This is a genomic window from Streptomyces sp. NPDC043812, from assembly GCF_056436245.1.
This window is the reverse complement of sequence record NZ_JBWKCY010000019.1, coordinates 158,429-180,197: the sequence shown is the minus strand read 5'-3', so window position 1 is coordinate 180,197 and position 21,769 is coordinate 158,429. Positions and strand designations below refer to the sequence as shown.

The 21,769-nt window shown below is 71.2% G+C and carries 21 protein-coding genes and 1 pseudogene; 13 read left to right on the top strand and 9 right to left on the bottom strand.

The genetic code is table 11. The annotated features are described in order from the left end of the window. Nucleotides 1-428: 428 nt before the first annotated feature. Both sucC and sucD read left to right on the top strand, forming a co-directional pair. On the top strand, nt 429-1,610 hold the full coding sequence (sucC, locus tag AC067Z_RS26890) for an ADP-forming succinate--CoA ligase subunit beta (RefSeq protein ID WP_478792179.1): 1,182 nt from the start codon (nt 429-431) through the stop codon (nt 1,608-1,610). A 21-nt stretch (nt 1,611-1,631) separates the two neighbouring features. Further along, nucleotides 1,632-2,516, top strand: coding sequence for a succinate--CoA ligase subunit alpha (sucD, locus tag AC067Z_RS26885; RefSeq protein ID WP_478792178.1), 885 nt, complete (start codon nt 1,632-1,634; stop codon nt 2,514-2,516). Between the two features lie 90 nt (nt 2,517-2,606). On the opposite strand, the gene AC067Z_RS26880 is transcribed toward sucD, so the two are convergent. Further along, entirely contained in the window at nt 2,607-3,812 is a 1,206-nt protein-coding gene (locus AC067Z_RS26880; protein ID WP_478792177.1) for a helix-turn-helix domain-containing protein, read from the bottom strand. A 116-nt stretch (nt 3,813-3,928) separates the two neighbouring features. On the opposite strand from AC067Z_RS26880, the gene AC067Z_RS26875 reads away from it, so the two are divergent. Next, nucleotides 3,929-5,605, top strand: coding sequence for a cell division protein PerM (locus AC067Z_RS26875; protein WP_478792176.1), 1,677 nt, complete (start codon nt 3,929-3,931; stop codon nt 5,603-5,605). Nucleotides 5,606-5,671: 66 nt separating this feature from the next. Here AC067Z_RS26875 and AC067Z_RS26870 read toward each other — a convergent pair whose 3' ends face one another. Next, nucleotides 5,672-6,463 carry a hypothetical protein gene (locus AC067Z_RS26870; RefSeq protein WP_478792175.1) on the bottom strand — a complete coding sequence of 264 codons (792 nt, stop codon included), beginning with the start codon at nt 6,461-6,463 and terminating at the stop codon, nt 5,672-5,674. Between the two features lie 222 nt (nt 6,464-6,685). On the opposite strand from AC067Z_RS26870, the gene purN reads away from it, so the two are divergent. From purN to AC067Z_RS26855, 3 genes are read left to right on the top strand one after another with little or no spacing between them, the layout of a single operon-like run. Next, on the top strand, nt 6,686-7,303 hold the full coding sequence (gene purN, locus AC067Z_RS26865) for a phosphoribosylglycinamide formyltransferase (protein WP_478792174.1): 618 nt from the start codon (nt 6,686-6,688) through the stop codon (nt 7,301-7,303). Next, on the top strand, nt 7,290-8,855 hold the full coding sequence (gene purH, locus AC067Z_RS26860; RefSeq protein WP_478792173.1) for a bifunctional phosphoribosylaminoimidazolecarboxamide formyltransferase/IMP cyclohydrolase: 1,566 nt from the start codon (nt 7,290-7,292) through the stop codon (nt 8,853-8,855). Before purN ends, purH begins: the two co-directional genes overlap by 14 nt. Nucleotides 8,856-8,906: 51 nt before the next feature. Next, complete coding sequence (locus tag AC067Z_RS26855) at nt 8,907-9,110, top strand: hypothetical protein (protein WP_478792172.1); 204 nt, start codon at nt 8,907-8,909, stop codon at nt 9,108-9,110. Between the two features lie 73 nt (nt 9,111-9,183). Here the strand turns inward: AC067Z_RS26855 and AC067Z_RS26850 are convergent, their stop codons facing one another. The 4 genes and pseudogenes from AC067Z_RS26850 to AC067Z_RS26835 form a co-directional block, all read right to left on the bottom strand. Beyond that, entirely contained in the window at nt 9,184-10,572 is a 1,389-nt protein-coding gene (locus AC067Z_RS26850) for a serine/threonine-protein kinase (RefSeq protein WP_478792171.1), read from the bottom strand. Further along, a pseudogene (locus AC067Z_RS26845) lies at nt 10,569-11,328 on the bottom strand (FHA domain-containing protein). Before AC067Z_RS26845 ends, AC067Z_RS26850 begins: the two are co-directional and overlap by 4 nt. Before the next feature lie 165 nt (nt 11,329-11,493). Then, nucleotides 11,494-12,054, bottom strand: coding sequence for a hypothetical protein (locus AC067Z_RS26840; protein WP_478792170.1), 561 nt, complete (start codon nt 12,052-12,054; stop codon nt 11,494-11,496). Nucleotides 12,055-12,304: 250 nt separating this feature from the next. After that, nucleotides 12,305-12,946 carry an RDD family protein gene (locus AC067Z_RS26835; protein WP_478792169.1) on the bottom strand — a complete coding sequence of 214 codons (642 nt, stop codon included), beginning with the start codon at nt 12,944-12,946 and terminating at the stop codon, nt 12,305-12,307. Nucleotides 12,947-13,175: 229 nt separating this feature from the next. Between AC067Z_RS26835 and AC067Z_RS26830 the strand changes: the two genes are divergently transcribed. The 4 genes from AC067Z_RS26830 (at nt 13,176) to AC067Z_RS26815 (ending at nt 17,208) form a co-directional block, all read left to right on the top strand. Next, nucleotides 13,176-14,045: a bifunctional methylenetetrahydrofolate dehydrogenase/methenyltetrahydrofolate cyclohydrolase gene (locus AC067Z_RS26830; protein WP_478792168.1), complete on the top strand. Its 870-nt coding sequence runs from the start codon at nt 13,176-13,178 to the stop codon at nt 14,043-14,045. A 17-nt stretch (nt 14,046-14,062) separates the two neighbouring features. Next, nucleotides 14,063-14,707, top strand: a complete 645-nt coding sequence (locus tag AC067Z_RS26825) for a DUF3017 domain-containing protein (RefSeq protein ID WP_478792167.1) — start codon at nt 14,063-14,065, stop codon at nt 14,705-14,707. Nucleotides 14,708-15,007: 300 nt separating this feature from the next. Continuing rightward, nucleotides 15,008-16,036 carry a helix-turn-helix domain-containing protein gene (locus tag AC067Z_RS26820; RefSeq protein WP_478792166.1) on the top strand — a complete coding sequence of 343 codons (1,029 nt, stop codon included), beginning with the start codon at nt 15,008-15,010 and terminating at the stop codon, nt 16,034-16,036. Between the two features lie 182 nt (nt 16,037-16,218). Next, nucleotides 16,219-17,208 (top strand): malate dehydrogenase, encoded by a 990-nt coding sequence (locus tag AC067Z_RS26815; RefSeq protein ID WP_478792165.1) that lies wholly within the window; start codon nt 16,219-16,221, stop codon nt 17,206-17,208. 51 nt (nt 17,209-17,259) lie between these two features. Here the strand turns inward: AC067Z_RS26815 and AC067Z_RS26810 are convergent, their stop codons facing one another. After that, nucleotides 17,260-17,724, bottom strand: coding sequence for a hypothetical protein (locus AC067Z_RS26810; protein WP_478792164.1), 465 nt, complete (start codon nt 17,722-17,724; stop codon nt 17,260-17,262). Between the two features lie 343 nt (nt 17,725-18,067). Between AC067Z_RS26810 and AC067Z_RS26805 the strand changes: the two genes are divergently transcribed. Beyond that, nucleotides 18,068-18,580, top strand: a complete 513-nt coding sequence (locus tag AC067Z_RS26805; protein WP_478792163.1) for a hypothetical protein — start codon at nt 18,068-18,070, stop codon at nt 18,578-18,580. Here AC067Z_RS26805 and AC067Z_RS26800 read toward each other — a convergent pair. Then, the gene (locus AC067Z_RS26800; protein ID WP_478792162.1) at nt 18,552-18,986 is read right to left on the bottom strand and encodes a MerR family transcriptional regulator; all 435 of its coding nucleotides are present in this window, start codon (nt 18,984-18,986) and stop codon (nt 18,552-18,554) included. The genes AC067Z_RS26805 and AC067Z_RS26800 overlap by 29 nt on opposite strands. Nucleotides 18,987-19,151: 165 nt before the next feature. Here AC067Z_RS26800 and AC067Z_RS26795 point away from each other — a divergent pair, with 165 nt between their 5' ends. Continuing rightward, nucleotides 19,152-20,645 (top strand): SulP family inorganic anion transporter, encoded by a 1,494-nt coding sequence (locus AC067Z_RS26795; protein WP_478792190.1) that lies wholly within the window; start codon nt 19,152-19,154, stop codon nt 20,643-20,645. A 13-nt stretch (nt 20,646-20,658) separates the two neighbouring features. Here the strand turns inward: AC067Z_RS26795 and AC067Z_RS26790 are convergent, their stop codons facing one another. Further along, complete coding sequence (locus tag AC067Z_RS26790; protein WP_478792161.1) at nt 20,659-21,360, bottom strand: DUF6882 domain-containing protein; 702 nt, start codon at nt 21,358-21,360, stop codon at nt 20,659-20,661. Nucleotides 21,361-21,451: 91 nt separating this feature from the next. Here AC067Z_RS26790 and AC067Z_RS26785 point away from each other — a divergent pair, with 91 nt between their 5' ends. Continuing rightward, nucleotides 21,452-21,766, top strand: coding sequence for a trypco2 family protein (locus AC067Z_RS26785; protein ID WP_478792160.1), 315 nt, complete (start codon nt 21,452-21,454; stop codon nt 21,764-21,766). Nucleotides 21,767-21,769 lie beyond the last annotated feature (3 nt).

Sequence of the window (21,769 nt, the reverse complement as noted above, 5' to 3'; positions counted from 1 at the left end):
GTGTCGTCTCCGACGTGACGCCGAGCTACCTTCCCTACGGCATCTGAGACCGAACGCCTGCGTCCGCCATGTGGGGTCGTACGGCTCCCGGGGCCACCGACCAGGTGCCGGACATGAGGGACGGCCTCCGAACCCCAGGAGGCCGTCCCTTCCCGCGCACCTCCGCGTGGGCCGTTGCCGCACCCGGACGGACCACGAACGACACCCCGACGGCGCACTCGCGCGTCGCCGCCTGTGACCGTAATCACCGCCCAGGTGTGATCTGTGATTTAGGGACCCACGTGCTGCGGGGATAACCTGCCAGGCGGACATGCCGCGCCCACGGACACCGTGTGTGCCTTCCTTGTGACAGAGCTCGTCACGTTGCCCTTCGCGGCACTGCCCACGCAGACAACGAACCGCGATCATCAGAAAAGGGACGGACGCGCGTGGACCTGTTCGAGTACCAGGCGAGGGACCTCTTCGCCAAGCACGGTGTACCGGTGCTGGCCGGTGAAGTCATCGACACGCCTGAGGCGGCGCGCGAGGCGACCGAGCGGCTGGGCGGCAAGTCGGTCGTCAAGGCGCAGGTCAAGGTCGGCGGCCGCGGCAAGGCCGGCGGCGTGAAGCTGGCCGCCACCCCGGATGAGGCCGTCGCCCGCGCGACGGACATCCTCGGGTTGGACATCAAGGGCCACACGGTCCACAAGGTGATGATCGCGGAGACCGCTCCGGAAATCGCCGAGGAGTACTACGTCTCGTACCTCCTCGACCGCACCAATCGCACCTTCCTCGCGATGGCGTCCGTCCAGGGCGGCATGGACATCGAGGAGGTCGCGGAGAAGACCCCCGAGGCCCTTGCGAAGGTCCCGGTCGACGCCAACGAGGGCGTCACCATCGAGAAGGCCCGCGAGATCGTCGCCCAGGCGAAGTTCCCGGCCGAGGTTGCCGAGAAGGTCGCCGAGGTCCTCGTGACCCTGTGGAAGACCTTCATCGCCGAGGACGCGCTCCTCGTCGAGGTCAACCCGCTCGCGAAGGTCGCCAGCGGCGACATCCTCGCGCTCGACGGCAAGGTCTCGCTCGACGAGAACGCCGAGTTCCGTCAGCCGGGCCACGAGGAGTTCGTGGACCACGCCGCAGCCAACCCGCTCGAGGCTGCCGCCAAGGCCAAGAACCTCAACTACGTCAAGCTCGAGGGCGAGGTCGGCATCATCGGTAACGGTGCCGGTCTGGTCATGTCGACCCTGGACGTCGTCGCATACGCCGGTGAGAACCACGGCGGCGTGAAGCCGGCTAACTTCCTCGACATCGGTGGCGGCGCCTCCGCCCAGGTGATGGCGAACGGCCTGGAGATCATCCTCGGCGACCCGGACGTCAAGTCCGTCTTCGTCAACGTCTTCGGCGGCATCACCGCCTGTGACGAGGTCGCCAACGGCATCGTCCAGGCGCTGGCCCTGCTCGCCGAGAAGGGCGAAGAGGTCACCAAGCCGCTCGTCGTGCGTCTCGACGGCAACAACGCGGAGCTGGGTCGCAAGATCCTCTCCGACGCCAACCACCCGCTCGTGCAGCGCGTGGACACCATGGACGGAGCGGCCGACAAGGCCGCCGAGCTCGCCGCTGCTGCGAAGTAAGGGAAGAGGGACTGTAGAACCATGGCTATCTTCCTGAACAAGGACAGCAAGGTCATCGTCCAGGGCATGACCGGTGCCACGGGCATGAAGCACACCAAGCTGATGCTGGGTGACGGCACCAACATCGTCGGTGGCGTGAACCCGCGCAAGGCCGGCACGTCCGTCGACTTCGACGGCACCGAGGTACCGGTCTTCGGCACCGTCGCCGAGGCGATGGAGAAGACGGGCGCCGACGTCTCCGTCCTCTTCGTGCCGCCGGCCTTCGCCAAGGCCGCCGTCGTCGAGGCGATCGACGCCGAGATCCCGCTCGCGGTCGTCATCACCGAGGGCATCGCCGTCCACGACTCCGCCGCCTTCTGGGCGTACGCGAAGTCCAAGGGCAACAAGACCCGCATCATCGGCCCGAACTGCCCCGGCCTCATCACGCCGGGCCAGTCCAACGCCGGCATCATCCCGGGCGACATCACCAAGCCCGGCCGCATCGGTCTCGTGTCCAAGTCCGGCACGCTGACCTACCAGATGATGTACGAGCTCCGTGACATCGGCTTCTCCTCGGCCGTCGGCATCGGTGGCGACCCGGTCATCGGTACGACGCACATCGACGCGCTCGCCGCGTTCGAGGCCGACCCCGACACCGACCTGATCGTCATGATCGGCGAGATCGGCGGCGACGCCGAGGAGCGTGCGGCCGACTTCATCAAGGCCAACGTCACCAAGCCGGTCGTCGGCTACGTCGCGGGCTTCACCGCGCCCGAGGGCAAGACCATGGGCCACGCCGGCGCCATCGTCTCCGGCTCCTCCGGCACGGCCGCGGCGAAGAAGGAGGCCCTCGAGGCCGCGGGCGTCAAGGTCGGCAAGACGCCGACCGAGACGGCCAAGCTGGCCCGCGCCATCCTGGCGGGCTGACCTTTCTGAACAGCGTGTGGGCCCGCCCCCGGTCTTCCGGGGGCGGGCCCACACGTCTGTGCCCGGGTGACATCGACCGGGCGGCTTTGCTCAGCCCAGCAGCGGCAGGAGCCGTTCCGGGCCGGCGGCCGGGGCCGAACTCAGCTTGTCCCGCAGCACCATGTCCTGCGGGGTCAGCAGCTGCGGCCCGCTGTGCGGGGCCGGTACGCCCTCGACCTGCTGGGTCGGCGGCATCGGTGGTTCGTACCGGGTGGGCGCGGTGAACAGGGTGAGCGCCGTCGCCAGCACGATCAGGGTGGTCGCGATCACGACGATCCTGGTCCACAGCTCGGCCTGGCGTTCGCAGGCGGTGCGCACGGTTGTGGCGGGGGTCATGTCGGGCACCGGCACGTCGGCGGTGAGGGCCTTGAGCGCGTCCTGGAGCACGGCGACGTCGTCGAGTGCCGGCAGCCGTTCGGCGACGGCGGCGCGCGCGTGCAGGACGCGGTTGGCGGTGGCGGGGGTGCTCGCCTCGGTCTCGGCGGCGGTCTCGGGCAGGTCCAGGCCGACGCCGTCGTAGAGCAGCAGGGTGCGACGGTAGGGCGGCGGCAACTCGTGCAGTGTCTCCAGCAGTTCGCGCCGGGCCGGTTCGGGGGGCGGCTCGTCCGGGTGCCGGTGGGCGGGACGCAGCCGCTGCCAGGGGGACATGGCGTACTCGTAGGCGGCGGCCCGCACCCAGCCCGTCGGGTCCTGGTCGACCGCGACCTCGGGCCACCGTTGCCAGGCGAGTTGGAAGGCGCGTTCGACGGCCTCCTGCGACAGCCTTCGGCGGCCGGTGAGCAGATACGCCTGGCGTACGAGAGCGGGCGCGGCGTGGGTGTAGAGGGCGTCGAAGGCTTCTGCGGGGGTCCGGCCGGTGGGGCGCGGGGGCTGCGGTGGTCCGGGCTCCGGGGAGGCATCCGGCTCTGGTTCCGTGGCCCGCGTCCTGTGCACCGTCTCCGACGGTGCCGCCTGGGGCGGCTCCGCGGCCGGTGCGGCCACGGCCTCCCGCACCGACTCCGCGGCCGGTGCGCCCGAGTCGTCGCGGACGGCTGCCGCTTCCGCCCGGAGGCCGGCGAGCAGTTTCGCGTACGCCTCGCGCGTGCGGCCCCGGGGGGTCGTGCGGCCGGTCTCCCAGGACCTCACCGTGGCACGCGTGACGCCGATGGCCGCGGCGACCTGCTCCTCGGACATCGCGTGCGCCTCGCGCAGCCTGCGCCGCTCCTTGGGAGCGGGCAGCGGGAACCAGGACGCGGAGCGGGGGGTGCTCTGTGTCATGAGGTGCTCCACGCGGCACAGGATTGGGTGGGAAATGGCATAAACGTATCTTGAGCGACACAACGACTATTCACCCGTTACATGGATAAACCGCGTGTCGTTGGCAGCATGGCCGCGTGACCCAACTGACCGAACACAGCCCGCCGATGCCGCAGACGCAGGTCGCCGTCCAGGGCGGCGCCACGGCGGCCCTCGTCGCCGCCTTCGTCCGCGGGGCGACTGCTGCCGGGCTCGGGCTCGGTGTGATCACCGTGCTCGTGACGGTGCTGTGGATCATTTCCCCGTTCCCGGACAGCGGTTCGGGCGGGGCGCTGCACGTCGCCGCGTCGCTGTGGCTGCTCGCGCACGGCGCCGAACTCGTCCGCAGTGACACGCTCTCCGGGGCCGCGGCCCCCGTGGGCGTGGCGCCACTGCTGTTCGTCGTGGTGCCCGCCTGGCTCGCGCACCGGGCGGCGCGAGATGCGCTGGAACCGGACGCAGGGCGGCCGCGTGCGTCGGCCGCCGGCACGATGATTGCCGTGACCAGTGGATACGTCCTGGTCGGGGCGCCCGTCGTGCTCTATGCCGTCGGGGGCGCGTTCGCCGCCGAGCCGCTGAGTGCGCTGCTGCATCTGCCGCTGGTGGCGGGCCCGGCCGCGGCTTGCGGCGTGTGGACGGCGACCGGCCGGCCGCTGGGGCCGTTGCCGGGCGGGCTCCCGCAGGGGCTGCGGATCGCGCTGGCGCGCAGCCGGGTCGCGGTGGCGCTGAGGTCCGCGCTCGCAGGGGCGCTGGCGTTGCTCGGCGGGGGAGCCGTAGTGGTCGTGGTGGCACTGGTCTGGAACGCCGACGCGGCGCAGGCATCGTTGCTCTCGCTCGCGAGTGATTGGCCCGGGCGGCTCGCCGTGACCCTGCTCGCGCTCGCGCTGCTGCCCAACGCGGCGGTATGGGCGGCGGCCTACGGTCTCGGACCTGGATTCGCGCTCGGGACGACCGCGACGGTCACGCCGTTCGCCCTGACGGGCGCGCCCGCGATCCCTTCGTTCCCGCTGCTCGCAGCCGTGCCCGACCCGGGGCGCGGGACACCGCTGCACTGGGCTGCGGCCGCCGTCCCGGTGGCCGCGGGGCTGGTCGTCGCATGGCGTACGGCGGAGGCGGCGGCACCGCGGTACGGGGACCGCGAGGAGGCGTGGTCACTGAGCGGAACGGCGTTGTCCGCTCTGCTCGCCGCGGCGGGTACCGGGCTGCTCGCGGCGTTCCTCGCCGGCGCCGCGGGCGGCCCGCTCGGCACCGGACGGCTGAGGGAGTTCGGCCCGGTGTGGTGGCTGACCGGCGCGGCGGCGCTGGCCTGGACGGCGGCGATCGCGGTGCCGGTGGCGCTGGCCGTCCGCGCCTGGCGGGTGCGGGGTCCTGCCGGAGTCCGGAGGACGGGATCTGTGGTGGCGCCCGCCGCCCCACTGCTCGGGCCCCCGTCTCCGGACGCGGACGTGGCGCGCGAGGACGACACCTGTCTCGATGGAGACCCGGACCTGGACGCGGAACCTCATGTCGAGCCCTATGGCTTGCTCCCGTCCGGCACCTGGACCACTCGTACGCCCCCGGCCCCGACTGTGCCCCCGGCGCCGGTCGTGCCGCCGGCCCCGGTCACGCCCCCACCGTCCGTTGCCGAGTGGCCCGTGCCCCTGGAACCGTCCGTTGCCGAGTGGCCCGCGTCCCCGGAACCGTCCGCGGCCGAGGCCACCGTGGCCCCGGAGCTCTCTCTGCCCGCGCCTTTCGCCGGTCCCGAGGACCCCGCGCCCCCGGCCCCTGCCGGCTGACCCGGAAACGCCGTGGCCCGGACCGCAACCGCGGTCCGGGCCAGTGTGTCCAAGAGGCGCCGACTGCTACTCCTGCACACCCAGAACGCCGCGCAGCGGCTCCGGGAGCAGGTCGTTGCAGGCCATTTGACCCGACTTGGTCAGGGCGTCGTTCACGCACGTGTAGTAGTCGCGGTAGACCAGCTGCGCCGTGAACGACGCCGCCACGATCAGCAGCGCGATGGTCGCCATGACCAGGCCGCTCATCGCCGCAGTGATCTGTGGCCTGCCGGGCGCGCCGGGCGGCGGCGTGGCCGCCGTCCCTCCGGACGTCACCGCGCCCGACGTGCTGCGGCGCGCCTTCCCGCGCAGGGAGCTGACGGCCCAGTACACGGCCAGCGCGCCCAGCAGCAGCGCGATCTCCGGGAGGTCGAACAGCGCGAAGAAGAACGCCCACATGCCCCCGAGCAGCGCATAGCGCGCACGGCGCTGGGCCGGGTCCGTCGGGTCCCAGCGCATTCCGCCGGGGCCTTGGCCACCGCCCTCCGGCCCGTTCTGGTCGCCGCGCGGGCCGCTCGGCCGACCGCCGAAGCCGCCGCCCGAGGAGCGCCCCGGCTGACGGCTGCTCCACTGACTGCCCCACTTCCCGCCCCCGTCCGACGACGAGGAGCCCGAGGAAGAGCCCGACGAGGAGTCCGAAGAGGAGTCGGAAGAGGAGTCGGACGACGGGTCGTCCGAGGAGGAGTCCCGTGAGGGGTGGCGCGGCCGCCACGGCTGGTCCGGCCGGCCCTCGGGCGGCGGCGCGAACGGATTGTCGTCGTCCGTGGACTGGCGCTCCCGCAGCAACAGGAGGTCCGTACGGTGGCGTCGGTCCGGCATTTGGTGAACGTCTTCCCCTCGTCATGCCCGTCGTCGAGCCCGCCCGGGCGCGGGCCCGCTCCAGACGCTACCTTCCGGCCACGCCCCCGTCCCGTGGGGGCCGTGCGGTGTGCCGGTATCGTTGCTGACGGTCGGCCCCTTCGTAGAGTTCCCCGTATCCAGGGATGCGATTCGTTCGTACGACCGTACAAAGCCGCACCGAAACGCGAAAAGAGTCCCCCTGTGGCTGCCGCCCGCCTCGTCGTCCTCGTCTCCGGATCGGGGACGAACCTTCAGGCCCTGCTCGATGCGATCGCCGCCGATCCCGAGGGCTTCGGGGCGGAAGTCGTCGCCGTCGGCGCCGACCGGGACGCGATCGCCGGTCTGGAGCGCGCCGAGCGCGCCGGTCTGCCGACGTTCGTGTGCCGGGTGAAGGATTTCGCCTCCCGTGAGGAGTGGGACGCGGCGCTGGCCGAGACCACCGCGGCGTACGAGCCGGACCTCGTCGTCTCCGCCGGGTTCATGAAGGTCGTGGGGAAGGAATTCCTCGCACGGTTCGGCGGCCGGTTCGTCAACACGCACCCCGCGCTGCTGCCCAGTTTTCCCGGTGCCCACGGAGTGCGGGACGCGCTCGCGTACGGGGTGAAGGTCACCGGATGCACCGTCCACTTCGTCGACGACGGCGTCGACACCGGCCCGATCATCGCCCAGGGCGTGGTCCTGGTCCGGGACGAGGACGACGAAGCCGCTCTGCACGAGCGCATCAAGGAAGTCGAGCGTTCGCTGCTCGTCGAGGTCGTGGGGCGGATCGCCCGGCACGGCTACCGCATTGAGGGACGAAAGGTTCATGTCGGTGAATAAGTCGGGTAACAAGCCCATCCGTCGCGCATTGGTCAGTGTCTACGACAAGACGGGGCTTGAAGAGCTTGCCCGCGGGCTGCACGAGGCGGGCGTCGAGCTCGTGTCCACCGGCTCGACCGCCTCGAAGATCGCCGCCGCCGGTGTCCCGGTGACGAAGGTCGAGGAGCTGACCGGCTTCCCCGAGTGCCTGGACGGCCGAGTCAAGACGCTCCACCCGCGCGTGCACGCCGGAATCCTCGCCGACCTGCGCCTGGACGCGCACCGCGAGCAGCTCGCCGAGCTGGGCGTGGAGCCGTTCGAGCTGGTCGTCGTGAACCTGTACCCGTTCAAGGAGACCGTCGCCTCCGGCGCGAGCCCCGACGAGTGCGTCGAGCAGATCGACATCGGCGGCCCCTCCATGGTCCGCGCCGCGGCGAAGAATCACCCGTCCGTGGCCGTCGTCACCAGCCCCGCCCGATACGCGGACGTCCTCGCCGCCGTGCAGGCCGGCGGCTTCGACCTGGAGGCGCGCAAGCGGCTCGCGGCCGAGGCGTTCCAGCACACCGCCGCGTACGACGTGGCCGTCGCCTCCTGGTTCGCGTCCTCCTACGCCCCTGCCGACGACACGGACTTCCCCGACTTCCTGGGCGGCACCTGGGAGCGCGAGAACGTGCTGCGCTACGGCGAGAACCCGCATCAGCCGGCCGCGCTCTACACCTCGGGCACCGGCGGCCTCGCCCAGGCGGAGCAGCTGCACGGCAAGGAGATGTCGTACAACAACTACACGGACACCGACGCCGCGCGCCGGGCCGCGTACGACCACACCGAGCCGTGCGTCGCGATCATCAAGCACGCCAACCCGTGCGGCATCGCGACCGGCGCCGATGTCGCCGAGGCGCACCGCAGGGCGCATGCCTGCGACCCGCTGTCCGCGTTCGGCGGCGTGATCGCCGTCAACCGCCCCGTCTCCAAGGAGATGGCCGAGCAGGTCGCCGAGATCTTCACCGAGGTCATCGTCGCGCCCGGCTACGAGGACGGCGCCGTCGAGGCCCTGGCCAGGAAGAAGAACATCCGCGTGCTGCGGGCCGAGGGCGCCCCGGCGAACCCCGTCGAGCTCAAGCCGATCGACGGCGGCGCGCTGCTCCAGGTCACCGACCGGCTCCAGGCCGACGGGGACGACCCGGCCAACTGGACCCTGGCCACCGGCGAGGCCCTGTCCGCCGACGAACTCGCCGAGCTGGCCTTCGCCTGGAAGGCGTGCCGCGCGGTCAAGTCCAACGCCATCCTGCTCGCCAAGGACGGCGCCTCCGTCGGCGTCGGCATGGGCCAGGTCAACCGCGTCGACTCCGCGAAGCTCGCGGTCGAGCGGGCCGGCGAGGAGCGCGCGCGGGGCTCGTACGCCGCGTCCGACGCGTTCTTCCCGTTCCCCGACGGACTGGAGATCCTGACCGCCGCGGGCGTCAAGGCCGTGGTGCAGCCGGGTGGTTCGGTCCGTGACGAGCTGGTCGTCGAGGCGGCGAAGAAGGCGGGCGTGACCATGTACTTCACCGGTACGAGGCACTTCTTCCACTGACGGTGGACTCCGGGAGGCCCGCCGCGCGACGTGCGCGGCGGGCCTCTTCGCGTGCGCAACCTCGTACCTCCCAGGTGCCGCCGGCGAACGGCCGGTGGTTGTCTCGGAGTTGGCGGTGAGGCCGACGGCAAGTGCGTCTACGGCACGATCCGGATCGGCGGTCACGTCCAGCGTGAGAAGGACTGCGGCGCCGGCTGCAACAACTTCGGCACCGGCTGGAAGCGTGGCTCGGACGCCAGGGTGACGCTCGGCTGACCCGGCGACGAGGAGCCTGCCCGCCTGCGACCGGTCGTGGGCGGGCAGGCCGCGTGGTCGTGGCGGACGGGTGTCAGCATGCCTTGGCCCAGGTGTGGGAACGGACGTCGGACCCCGGAGCCAGCTCGCGCCGCTGCCCCTTCTCGAGGCAGCCCAGGCGCTGTTGCAGTCCTCCCTTCGCGTAGTAGACGACCTGCTCGAAGTCGTCGGGGTCGGGCAGACCGTTGTTGAAGACCGACCTCGGGCCCGCCGTACGTGCCCAGCCGCAGTCGGTCTCGCCGTCGAACCAGTCGGGGTCGTCGCCCTCCCAGTCGCACATGTCACCTTCGCCCCGCGGCTCGGAGAAGAAGCACACGGAACCCGGCTTGCAGCGGTCGTAGCCGATGACGGTCCCCGCCGTGCCCGGGCTCCCGCTCGGGTTCGCGGCGCCCTTGTTCCGGGGGGTGGCCCCCGGGTCCTCGTCCGTCAGCGCCGACGCCCCGAACCAGGCCGCCGCCAGCGCCAACGCGCCGGCCACCAACAGCGCCGGCAGGCGGCGCGGGCGCCGTCGCGGCGGCACATGGCCCTCCGCGGCCTCCGTCACCCTGCGCAGCAGCGATGCTGCGTCGTGTGCCGCCCGTTCGCCGTGCGTAGGTGCCAGGCAGTCCCGGACGATCGCCGGCCAGGGCTCCGGCAGTCGGTCCGAGAGCCGTAACTCCTCCTCGTCGCGCGCATAGCGCACCGCGGCGTCCCTGCGTGCCGCCGGAGTGCCGCCCGGCAGCGGGAACGAACCGGTCAGGACGCGGTGGGCCAGCACGCCGAACGCCCAGATGTCCGCGGTGGGTCGGATCTGCATGCCGCGCTCGCCCACCTCGGACCACAGCAGTTCGGGCGGCGCGTAGTCGGCTGTGGCGAACGCGGGCGCATAGGCGTGCGTTCCCTCCATCTCGGCTGCCATGTTGAAGTCCGCGAGGCGCGCAGTACCGTCCGGCATCAGCAGGACGTTGCCGGGCTTGAGGTCGCCGTGCACCCAGCCCGCGCAGTGCAGTTGATGCAGTCCCTCGCAGATCTGCGCCAGCACCGCGGGGCCCTGGGCGGGCGGCCGGTCCACCGACAGCAGCGCCTCGAGCGAGCCCTGCGCCTGCTCCAGGACGAGCACGGTGACGCCGTCCAGTTCGGGATGGTCCGGATCGTCCAAGGTCAGCGCCTCGTGCATCCGGATCAGCCGGGGCGAGCGCAGCGTGCGCAGCAGACCGACCTCCCGCTCGGCCAGCTCCCGCAGATGCCGCAGCTGACGCGGGGTGTGCGTGCCGGTCGGCAGGAACTTCAGTGCCGCGTGGGCCGGTTCGGCCGCCGGATCCTCGTGGCGCGCGGCGTACACATTGCCGAACGCGCCCGCCCCCAGCGGCTCGCCCACGATCCACGGGCCCACCCGGTAGCCGGGCGGCACGCCGGCGACGGCGTACGAACCCCCGCCGGTCACCGGAGCGCGCCGGTCGTCGCAGAGACGGCCAGCGCGGTGAGATCGTCCTCGCGGACGAGGTCGAAGCGGAGCGCCAGGGAGACGAGCGTCTCCTTCTTGCCGTTGAGCCGGGGGACCCGGATCGCAGGTGTCGGGACCGGGTTTGAGGCGCAGCTTCACGGCGAGATAGTCGATGTTCCACTGCACGGCCGCGCGGTTGGCTCCGGGCCACACCGGGCGCAGCCGCTCGACGACCCGCTCGACCGTGGGGAGCGGTGCGTGGGGTGCGCCGCGCAGCCGGGGTTCGCACAGCGCGGTCAGGACCGTGAAGTACCGCTTGGTGCGGTCGAGCGGGAAGGCGAGCGTGGTCGGTTCGCCGCCCGGGGCCGGATCGCCGGCGTCGTCCGTATATTCGTGGCGCGGCGCCCAGACGTCGAAGCTGAGCAGCTCGTCGGCCGCGGGCAGCACGATCCTGGAGAACTCGAACGGGACCGGGGCGCCGATCCGCCCCGGCGCGATCTTGATGTGTTCGCCGGCGCCCTCGGGGTTCTCCACGACGTAGGTGGCCGTGCCGCTGAGGTTGCTGAGCGCCCAGTACGTGCCGCATGCCGTGATCTCGCCTGCGGTCCGGGACACTCCCGGGTGCGTGATCGTCAGCCCGGGGCGGTCGTCCGGGACGGGTGCGCGTCCGAAGAGAAGCCGGTCGCCCGGCGCGAGCCTGATCTGTTCCCCCGCACAGGCACCGCCCGACGCGGGCACGACGATGATGCTGTACATCCCGAATCCCTTACCCCGATGGAACAGCGCCAGGGTAGGGAGGGCGTGATGGCAACGGCACGCCTTTCGGTCGGAGTGGCACGAAAGAGGGCCGAGAACGACCGAAGGCCGTAAACCCCCCTGAACGGAGGGTTCACGGCCTTCGGGTCGGCCACGGCGCGGGAGTCACCCCCGCGGCCTGCTGAACCACGCACCTCCGTCGGACTTGCCGACGAAGACCGTGACGAGGATGGCGAGCACCGTGTGGATCAGTCCGACGAAGATGAAGGGATAGATGCCGAGTATCGCCGTGATGATGCCGAACACCATCGTGGTGACGCGGATGCCGTTGCCGCCGGCCCCGAAGCGGGCGCCGAGCACGATGGCGAAGACGCCCCACGCGAGGATCAGCAGCGTCACGGTCATCAGCACGCCGCCGGACAGGTCATTGACCAGCGACTGGAAGTCGGCGTCGTTGCGGAACTCGGGGTCGTCCTTGATCTCGTCGATTCCGACGGCGAAGAGCCCGGCGACGACTGCACCGATGACCTGCAGACCACCGATGACGAAGAGCATCACACGGGCCGCCTTGACGCTGCCCGGCATCTCCTGCGGAACGCCCGGGTAGCCGCCGCCGTAGCCCTGGACCGGCGGCGCCTGGGGGTAGCCGTAGCCCGGCTGCTGGGGCTGCTGCTGTCCGTATCCGGGCTGTTGGCCGTACGGGTTGTTCGGGTCGCCGAAGCTCATGACGTTCCTCCGTTGAAAGCGTGGGACGACGCGGTACGAGCGGAGGAATTGCACGCTTTTCCCGACTTGCCCCCCGGCACTGCCCGCGGCACTGCGCGTTTCATCGTCGTTGCGGTGCCGACTGCTTGTCCAGTCAGTTGCAGCACGGCCGCAGCCGGTGTCACCGGGGCGTTCCCGCTGGACTGTTGCGCGCGAAGGCCGCACCGCGTGCGGTGCGGCCTTCCCGGAGATCCTGCGCCGACGGGCAGGGTCAGCGGTTGACCTTGATCACGACGGTGCTGCACACCTTGTCGGCGAAGGTCTGGTTCTTCTGGTCCCACAGCGGCCACAGCCAGCCCAGGTAGCAGGCGAAGCTGTCGAGGAAGTGGGCGAGCTTGCGCACGAAGGCCATGCCGAAGCCGAGCGTGCTGCCGTCCGCCTCGCGGTGGAGGCTGATGCCGACGACCTTCTTGCCGATCGTCTGACCCGTCTTGCCCTCCTTGTACAGCTGGAAGAAGAGCATGAAGATCATGTACAGGAAGGCGATGATGCTGAGAATGCCGGCCACCGGGCCCGGGTCCGCGGAGTCACCGTTCACCGCGACCGCGACGCCGCCGAGGAGGAAGTACGGGCCGGCGATGATCAGGGCGTCCAGCAGGTAGGCGCCGACGCGGTGACCCCAGTGGGCCAGCGGCGGCATGCCGCCCATGCCCGGCATCCCCATCGGGGGCATGCCCTGCTGCGGGTACGCGCCGTAGGGCTGGACCGGCGGGGCCTGCGGGTAGCCGTAGCCGGGCTGCTGGCCCTGCTGGGGGACCTGGGGGTAGCCGGGCTGCTGCTGCGGCGGCTGGCCGGGCTGGGCTCCGTAACCGGGCTGCTGGGCGTACGGGTTGTTCGGGTCGCCGTAACTCATGGCGGATTTCCTCCGTTGAAAATGGGGACGACGCGGTACGAGCGGAGGAACTGCTACGTACTACCCCGTTTCGCCCCCCGGCGCTGCCCGCGGCACTGCGCAGCTCATCGTGGTATCCCCGTCGATCACTTGTCCAGTCGGGGATCGTGGAAGTTGTGCAAGTGCAACGACGATGTTGCTCCATGGACGGAATTGGAATCCGGGCGGGTCCATCCGGGAAGATGGGGTCATGACTGCCCAGATTCTCGATGGCAAGGCCACCGCAGCCGCGATCAAGTCCGATCTGACCGTCCGCGTGGCGGCCCTCAAGGAGCGGGGCATCACCCCCGGCCTCGGGACCCTGCTCGTCGGTGACGACCCGGGCAGCCGCTGGTACGTCAACGGCAAGCACCGCGACTGCGCGCAGGTCGGTATCGCCTCCATCCAGCGTGAGCTGCCGGACACCGCGACGCAGGAGGAGATCGAGGCGGTCGTACGGGAGCTCAACGAGAACCCCGAGTGCACCGGCTACATCGTCCAACTCCCGCTTCCCAAGGGCATCGACGCAAACCGTGTGCTCGAGCTCATGGACCCCGCCAAGGACGCGGACGGCCTGCACCCGATGAGTCTCGGCCGCCTGGTGCTCGGCATCGAGGGCCCGCTGCCGTGCACCCCCTACGGCATCGTCCAGCTCCTTCGCCACCACGACGTCGAGATCAAGGGCGCGAACGTGGTCGTGGTCGGCCGCGGCATCACCATCGGGCGGCCGATGCCGCTGGTGCTGACCCGCAAGTCGGAGAACGCGACGGTGACCCAGTGCCACACGGGCACGCGCGATCTGTCGGCCCACCTGAAGCAGGCGGACATCATCGTCGCTGCCGCCGGTGTCCCGCACCTGATCAAGCCGGAGGACGTCAAGCCCGGCGCGGCCGTCCTGGACGTCGGCGTCAGCCGTGACGAGCACGGCAAGATCGTGGGCGACGTGCACCCCGGTGTCACCGAGGTGGCCGGCTGGGTCGCCCCCAACCCCGGGGGCGTGGGCCCGATGACGCGGGCGCAACTGCTGGTCAACGTGGTCGAGGCCGCCGAGCGCGCTGCGTCGGCCAAGGCCGAGGGCTGACGGGGAAGGCGGCCCTGATGGGCGTACGCACGAACGACGTCCCCGGCGGGGACGGTTCCGCGGAGGCGGCGGACGCCGCGACCGGGGCCGACGGAGCCCTGTCGCCGGGCGAGCCCGGTGCCGCGGCGGAGGGCGCGACCGTCTCGGCCGGGTCGGCGGGCGCGGAGCCGGCGCCCGCCGAGGACGCCTCCGCGTCCGGCACGGCGGGCGGAACCGACGAGCCGGCGGCCGCCGCCGGTGACGAGACGGGCGGCGACGCCAGGAAGGCGTCGCGGCGGCCTCCCGCCGTCACCCTCGACACCGCCCGGCCCGAGGGCGGCGGACGTGCCGCGCCCAAGGACGCGCCCGCTCCCGCGCGCCAGTGGCCGCTGCTCACCGTGCTCGGGACGACCGCGATCGGTGTGCTCATCGTGGGTACGGACGCCTTCGCCGACGCCTTCCGGGTCGGCGCGCTCCTCATGGGAGTGGCGCTCCTCGCCGGAGCCGTCATGCGGCGCTTCCTGCCCTCCGTCGGCATGCTCGCCGTGCGCTCGCGCTTCACCGACATGATCACGTACGGCGTGCTCGGCACGGCGATCGTGCTGCTCGCGCTGGTGACCCAGCCGGAGCCCTGGCTCGACATCCCGTTCCTCGAGGACGCCGTCCACTTCACCGTGCGATAGACCCGCGGGATCGCTCGGGCTCGCCCCGACTCACCGGCGCGGACGCCGTGTTCGCGCAGGTGGCGCAGAATGCCGACAGCGCCCGTCCTCTCCCCCGAGGGAGGACGGGCGCCGTCGTGTTTCAAGAGTCATGGACGCGCCAATCGGCTTCAAGGGACGGCTGTTCCCTGTGGCACGGAGGTGACCATTCCGCCACGGTGTGATCGTTGCGCTACGGATGCGAGACTGGGGCCTGCATCCGGGGCGCGCGCCGGACTGCGGGGGGTACAACAAGCACGACGCGGGACAAGGGGGAAGTCAATGCCTCGCTGGAAGGAATTGCCCGAGGGCCTGAGCCCGGAGGTACGGGAGTTCACTGTTCAGCTGCGCGGGCTCGTCGACCGCAGCGCACTGAGCATCGCCGCGGTGTCGGACCGCACCGGCTACAGCAAGACGTCCTGGGAGCGTTATCTCAACGGGCGGCTCCTCGCTCCGAGGGGTGCGGCCGTCGCGCTCGCCGAGGTGACCGGCACCGACACCATCCATGTGACCACCATGTGGGAGCTCGCCGAACGCGCCTGGAGCCGTTCGGAGATGCGTCACGACATGACGATGGAAGCGATTCGCATATCCCAGGCCCGGGAGGCTCTCGGCGGCCAGGGCGGCGCCCAGGGCGGCATTCCCGCGGGCCCGGCCGGTCCGGTCGGCGCGACCGGACCACGCAGCGGCGGCCCGGTTCTGCGGCGCACCACGCACCCCGCCCCCGGCGCGTATCCCCCCTACTCCGGCAACGCCCCCGACCAGGGTCCACGGCCCGCCGCCCGCCCTGCCCCGCCTGCACCGCCCGCCAAGCGCGGCAAGGGCCTGGCCGTCGGCGCCGTGCTCGCCGCCGCGCTCCTCGTCGTCGCGGGCGCGGCGTACATGGCTCTCGCCGGCGGTGACGGCGAGAAGGGCGAGCAGGCCACGAAGTCGCCGTCCCCGACGCCGACGACCAGCGCCCCCGAACTGCCCGCCGGGGTGAAGTGCAGCGGCGCCGAATGCGCGGGCGAGGACCCCGAGATCATGGGCTGCGGCGGCGAGTACGCACAGACGGTCGCGACGACGACCGTCGGCACGGCCGTCGTCGAGGTCCGCTACAGCAAGACGTGCGGCGCCGCCTGGGGCCGCATCACCAAGGCGGCCGTCGGCGACACGGTGCAGATCACCGTGGCCGGCAAGGGCGCGCAGAACGGTCTGGTCAACGCCGACAAGGACGCGTACACCCCCATGACGGCAGCTGCCGACCCGGCGGACGCCAAGGCGTGCGCCACGCTCAAGGCCGGTTCGACGGGCTGCACATCGGCGCCGTAGCCGATGCGGGTGGCGTGGCCAGGTGAGCCGCGCCACAAGGGGGCGGGGATTGGTGGGGGCACGGGTCGGATAGCCTGACCGCTGGAAATCTCTTCACGTCAAGATTCAGGTCGGGGCGTGACGGGACGACCCGCACGAGGGGCAGCGCTGCCCCCACCGCCAGCTGTCTAACGGAGATCGCCATGACCCGCACTCCCGTCAACGTCACCGTGACCGGCGCGGCCGGCCAGATCGGCTACGCGCTGCTCTTCCGCATCGCCTCCGGCCACCTGCTCGGCGCGGATGTGCCGGTCAAGCTGCGCCTGCTCGAGATCCCGCAGGGCCTCAAGGCCGCCGAGGGCACGGCGATGGAGCTCGACGACTGCGCCTTCCCGCTGCTCAAGGGCATCGATATCACCGACGACCCGAACGTCGGCTTCGACGGCGCGAACGTCGCCCTCCTCGTCGGCGCCCGCCCCCGCACCAAGGGCATGGAGCGCGGCGACCTGCTCTCCGCCAACGGCGGCATCTTCAAGCCGCAGGGCAAGGCCATCAACGACAACGCCGCGGACGACATCAAGGTCCTCGTCGTCGGCAACCCGGCCAACACCAACGCGCTCATCGCGCAGGCCGCGGCTCCGGACGTACCGGCCGAGCGCTTCACCGCGATGACCCGCCTGGACCACAACCGCGCCATCTCGCAGCTGGCCGCGAAGACCGGCGCCGCCGTGTCCGACATCCAGCGCCTCACCATCTGGGGCAACCACTCGGCGACCCAGTACCCCGACATCTTCCACGCGTCGGTGGCCGGCAAGAACGCCGCCGAGGTCGTGGGCGACGAGAAGTGGCTGGCCGAGGAGTTCATCCCGACGGTCGCCAAGCGCGGCGCGGCGATCATCGAGGCCCGCGGCGCGTCCTCGGCCGCCTCGGCCGCGAACGCGGCGATCGACCACGTGCACACCTGGGTCAACGGCACCGCCGAGGGCGACTGGACCTCGATGGGCATCCCGTCGGACGGCTCCTACGGCGTCCCGGAGGGCCTGATCTCCTCCTTCCCGGTCACCACGAAGGACGGCAAGTACGAGATCGTCCAGGGCCTGGACATCAACGACTTCTCGCGTGCGCGCATCGACGCGTCCGTGCAGGAGCTCGTCGAGGAGCGCGAGGCGGTCCGCGAGCTCGGCCTCATCTGACGCGGCAGCACTGACGAAGCCGCCCCCGGTCCGCCGGGGGCGGCTTCGTCGTCACGGTCTGCGGAACGCCCGCAACCAGGTCCGCGCCGCGGCCCCGGCGCCGCGGTCGGCGTCGGGAGACTTGATCGCTTCGGTGTAGTGCAACCCCATGCCGAGCGCTCGCACGCCCGCGTTCCGGATCCGGTAGAACGCGTGGCCGACCGCCACTGCGCTCAGAACGGTCAGCAGTACACCGGCGTTCGCCGCGTCGGACGTGCCGGTGGCGACGGCGGTGCCGCCGGCCAGGACGGCCGTGAGGGCCCCGAAGGTGAACCCCAGCTGACGGAAGGTGCGTTGCTTCTGTTGCGTCAGCGCGGCGCTGCGCACGCGCAGGACGACGCGCTTTCCGCAGTCGGGGCAGTGGACGTCGGTCTGCTCGAAGCCTGCCGCAGGCAGCCGGACGCGCACCGTGGACTTCACTTCGGTCCTGCCGTTGTGCACGAGATACAGCTCAAGGTCCGAGGGAACAGGCTCCAAGAATGTTCCCCCTCCCGGCGTCCCGGCGTATGGACACACAGCAGTCCCCGGTGGTCTGCGCCGATTTCCGTACGCCTCGGTCGTCGCCGAGCGCAGGTCTCTCGTGCAGGCCGCCGGGGGCCTGGCCAGAGCCGTGGGAAGGGTCACGCGGGTCGGTGGACGTCTCCGCCGACGGGTGCGGCTCTCTCCGGTTGTCCGGTGTAAAGCCCAGTGTCCTCCCGATATGTCCGAAGTCAAGGGTCGGCCGGCACATTCCCGGCTCCGGACGGCGGCCGCGCCGCCCTCGGTCCGCACTGTCGGGCTTTCGCCGCGGTCAGGCGTTCGATGGCGCAAGATGATCCGCATGCATTCGACCCTCGCGGCTTCCGGCGGCGTGCAGTTGGCCACCGACACCGGGCAGAACGGCATGGTCGCCCTGGGGACCGTCCTCCTGGGGCTGCTCGCCCTGATCACGATCTGTGCGTATCTGTTCCCGGCGTTCGTCGCCCGCGGTGGCTTTCGCGCCCCGACGCTCGCCGGGACGCTCCGCGACGTCGCCGTGGTGTGCGTGACGATCGCGCTCGCGGTCTACCTGTTCGGGGTCATGTGCTATCTCCGGATGGAGAACGAGTGGTACACCTGCGGGCCGCAGCGCCTCGGGTACACCTCGGCCCAGGGAGGCCCCGACCTGCTGCTGATGGACGAGAGTCTCTTCCCCGTCCGCTCGGTCTGCCGCTGGTCGGACGGCTACACCTACGACTTCGTGCCGGGCTTCGTGAACCCGGTGGTCTTCGGGCTGCTGGTACTTGCGGTCGTCGCGGCGGGTGCAGCCCTCGGGATCGCAGGGGCTAAGCGCGACCTCGCCCGGCGGGGGTGACGTCCGCCGTCGCCTCGTCCAGCCGCTCCCGCAGCGCCCCCGCGAACTCCTCCGCCCGGGCCAGCTGCGTGCGCAGCTTGTCGACCTGGTCCGTCGCCGACCGCTCGTAGTCGCGGATCCGGTCGAGCAGCGCCGCCCGCTCCTCTGCGGGCAGGTCGCCGGCCGCGTCGAGGCGGTCCGTGGCGTCCAGCAGGTCCCGCATCCGGTCGAGCGTGAAGCCCAGCGGCTTCATCCGGCGGATGACCATCAGGCGGGCGACGTCCGTCTCCGTGTAGAGGCGGAAGCCACCCTGGGAGCGGGCCGAGGGGGTGACCAGGCCGGTCTCCTCGTAATGGCGGATCGTGCGCAGCGAAAGCCCGGTCCGTGCGGCGACCTCGCCGATCTGCATGTGCTGCTCACTGCGCATCCGCATGGCCTCCTGGCCGCCCGCCGAAACAACCCTACTCTTACGTCAGGGTAGAGTTTAGGGGCTGTGCCCGGGTCGACGACGCCCCCGGCGATGTCCCCGACGCCCGCCCGCCGGTGCGGTGTGCCCCCCGAACGCGACAGGTCCCCTTTGCCTTCCTCCGCATTGCCCCCGGCCGCGAAGCGGCGCGGCGGCCGGCCGTCGTGGCTGCCCCCGGTGTCTCCGAAGGTCCTCCGTACCGAGGTGCTGGCGGGTCTGGTCGTCGGACTCGCGCTGATCCCCGAGGCGATCTCGTTCTCGATCATCGCCGGGGTCGATCCGGCCGTCGGTCTGTTCGCCTCGTTCACGATGGCAGTGGTGATCTCGGTCGTCGGTGGTCGCCGGGCCATGATCTCCGCCGCGACCGGGGCTGTCGCCCTCGTCATCGCACCGCTCAACCGTGAACACGGCTTCGGCCATCTCGTTGCCGCCGTCATCCTCGCGGGTGTCTTCCAGATCGTGCTCGGTGCGCTCGGGGTCGCCCGGCTGATGCGGTTCATCCCGCGGTCGGTGATGGTCGGTTTCGTCAACTCCCTTGCCCTCCTGGTCTTCCTCGCACAGGTGCCTGAGCTGCGGGACGTGCCGTGGGCCGTGTATCCCCTGCTCGCCGGTGGCCTGGCGATGCTGGTGTTCTTCCCGAGGATCACGACCGTCGTCCCGGCGCCCCTCGTCTCCATCGCCGTGCTGACCGTGATCACGGTCGGGGCGTCGATCGCCGTGCCGACCGTGGGCGACAAGGGCGAGTTGCCGTCCTCGCTGCCCGTGCCGGGCCTGCCGGACGTGCCGTTCTCCCTGGACACCCTCACCACGATCGCGCCCTACGCCTTCGCCATGGCGCTCGTCGGTCTGATGGAGTCGCTGATGACGGCCAAGCTCGTCGACGACATCACCGACACCCGCTCCGACAAGACCCGCGAGTCCATCGGTCAGGGCATCGCCAACATCGTCACGGGCTTCTTCGGCGGCATGGGCGGCTGCGCGATGATCGGCCAGACGATGATCAACGTGAAGGTGTCCGGGGCCCGTACGCGTCTGTCGACGTTTTTCGCGGGCGCGTTCCTGATGGTGCTGTGCATCGTCTTCGGGCCGGTCGTCTCCGAGATCCCGATGGCGGCGCTGGTCGCCGTCATGGTCATGGTGTCGTTCGCGACCTTCGACTGGCACTCGGTCGCGCCCGCGACGCTGAAGCGCATGCCGGCAGGCGAGACGGCCGTCATGGTGGTCACGGTCGTGTGCGTGGTCGTCACGCACAACCTGGCGATCGGTGTCGTCGTCGGTACGGTGACCGCGACGGTCGTCTTCGCCAGGCGTGTCGCGCACCTCGCGGACGTCACGGCGGTCACCGACCCCGACGGCGGTGAGGTGGTGTACGCCGTGACCGGCGAGCTGTTCTTCGCCTCGTCGAACGACCTGGTCACCCGCTTCGACTACGCGGGCGATCCCGACAAGGTCGTCATCGACCTCTCGTCCACCCACATCTGGGACGCGTCGTCGGTCGCGGCGCTCGACGCCGTCGAGCAGCGCTACGCGCAGCGCGGCAAGACGGTCGAGATCCTCGGGCTGAACGAGCCCAGCGCCCGGATGCACAGGACGCTGAGCGGGGAACTCGCCGGTCACTGACCGGTGGACGCGTTCAGACCGACGCCGGCTCGCCCGTGTTGATGTGGACCGACGCGATGCGGTCGGCGTCGTCGAAGACGACGTCGACCGTGCCCCCGTTGGCGAGCCCCGCGCTCATCCGGTCCGCGGTCACGCGCTGCGGGAGATCGTGGTGGGCGAAGTACCCGGCGACGACGTCGCGGGCCGCGCCGCCCAGCAGGCCCGCGCCGGTGAGCAGGACGCGCGGGAGCGTGATCGCGTTCGGCTCGGCGCGTGGGACCTGCGGGTCGTCCGGGACCATGTAGGCACGGGCGGAGGGGTTCGCCTGGACACCGATGTACCCGTCGGCGCCGAGCACGCCCATCGCAGTGAACGCGAGGGTCTCGGCGGCTCGGCGCGGGTCCTCGTGGCCGGCGAGGTGGATCAGCTCCGTGGTGAGTTCGGGCAGGTCGTGCCTCCGTCCGTACTCGCGCAGCGTCTCGGCGGCGCGCGCAGCAGCCGAGCCTTCGAACCCGGGGTTCGCCCACGCCCACAGCCACGACCGCTCGTCCGTGTCGAACGTGCCCAGCAGGGATATCCGCAGCTCCCGACCCGACTGCCGGTACAGGCACTGCCCGAGGTCGGCGCTCCACTCGCCCACGGGCATGAACTCGTTGAAGACATCGAGCTGTTCGGCACCCCACGCGGAGTGCTGTGCGGTGAGCCGGAGGAACGGCTCGCTGAAGTTCGTGGTCATGCCGATGACCCTAGAAGACCGCCGCCGCAGCGCTCCACGCGCTAGCGTGGTGCGCGCTGATGATTCGTCACACGTTACGCGGGGGTGCTCGGTGCCGGACGAGGTGTGGGTGGGTCTGGCGGAGGCCGTGCGTGGTGTGCGCGCCGAACTGCAGGCGGCAATGGCGGCCGGGCAGGGCGAGCCGTTGCAGTTCGAAGTGGGCCCGGTGGAGCTGGAGTTCGCCGTCGACGTGCGCAAGGAGAAGGCGGGGGACGCGACGGCGAAGGTGTTCGTCCTGTCGCTCGGCGGGAAGACGAGCAGGGCCACGGCGGACTCCCACCGGTTGAAGATCACTCTGCAGCCGACCGATGCCCAGGGCAATCCGGCCAGGGTCAGCAGTCAGGTCGATGAGCTGCCCTCCGAGTAGCGG

What these genes read in the sequence shown, in the direction of transcription:
- sucD (WP_478792178.1), top strand. Translation starts at nt 1,632, where the DNA reads ATGGCTATCTTCCTGAACAAGGACAGCAAGGTCATCGTCCAGGGCATG.
- AC067Z_RS26880 (WP_478792177.1), bottom strand. Translation starts at nt 3,812, where the DNA reads ATGACACAGAGCACCCCCCGCTCCGCGTCCTGGTTCCCGCTGCCCGCT.
- AC067Z_RS26870 (WP_478792175.1), bottom strand. Translation starts at nt 6,463, where the DNA reads ATGCCGGACCGACGCCACCGTACGGACCTCCTGTTGCTGCGGGAGCGC.
- purH (WP_478792173.1), top strand. Translation starts at nt 7,290, where the DNA reads ATGTCGGTGAATAAGTCGGGTAACAAGCCCATCCGTCGCGCATTGGTC.
- AC067Z_RS26840 (WP_478792170.1), bottom strand. Translation starts at nt 12,054, where the DNA reads ATGAGCTTCGGCGACCCGAACAACCCGTACGGCCAACAGCCCGGATAC.
- AC067Z_RS26835 (WP_478792169.1), bottom strand. Translation starts at nt 12,946, where the DNA reads ATGAGTTACGGCGACCCGAACAACCCGTACGCCCAGCAGCCCGGTTAC.
- AC067Z_RS26830 (WP_478792168.1), top strand. Translation starts at nt 13,176, where the DNA reads ATGACTGCCCAGATTCTCGATGGCAAGGCCACCGCAGCCGCGATCAAG.
- AC067Z_RS26825 (WP_478792167.1), top strand. Translation starts at nt 14,063, where the DNA reads ATGGGCGTACGCACGAACGACGTCCCCGGCGGGGACGGTTCCGCGGAG.
- AC067Z_RS26820 (WP_478792166.1), top strand. Translation starts at nt 15,008, where the DNA reads ATGCCTCGCTGGAAGGAATTGCCCGAGGGCCTGAGCCCGGAGGTACGG.
- AC067Z_RS26815 (WP_478792165.1), top strand. Translation starts at nt 16,219, where the DNA reads ATGACCCGCACTCCCGTCAACGTCACCGTGACCGGCGCGGCCGGCCAG.
- AC067Z_RS26805 (WP_478792163.1), top strand. Translation starts at nt 18,068, where the DNA reads ATGCATTCGACCCTCGCGGCTTCCGGCGGCGTGCAGTTGGCCACCGAC.
- AC067Z_RS26800 (WP_478792162.1), bottom strand. Translation starts at nt 18,986, where the DNA reads ATGCGCAGTGAGCAGCACATGCAGATCGGCGAGGTCGCCGCACGGACC.
- AC067Z_RS26790 (WP_478792161.1), bottom strand. Translation starts at nt 21,360, where the DNA reads ATGACCACGAACTTCAGCGAGCCGTTCCTCCGGCTCACCGCACAGCAC.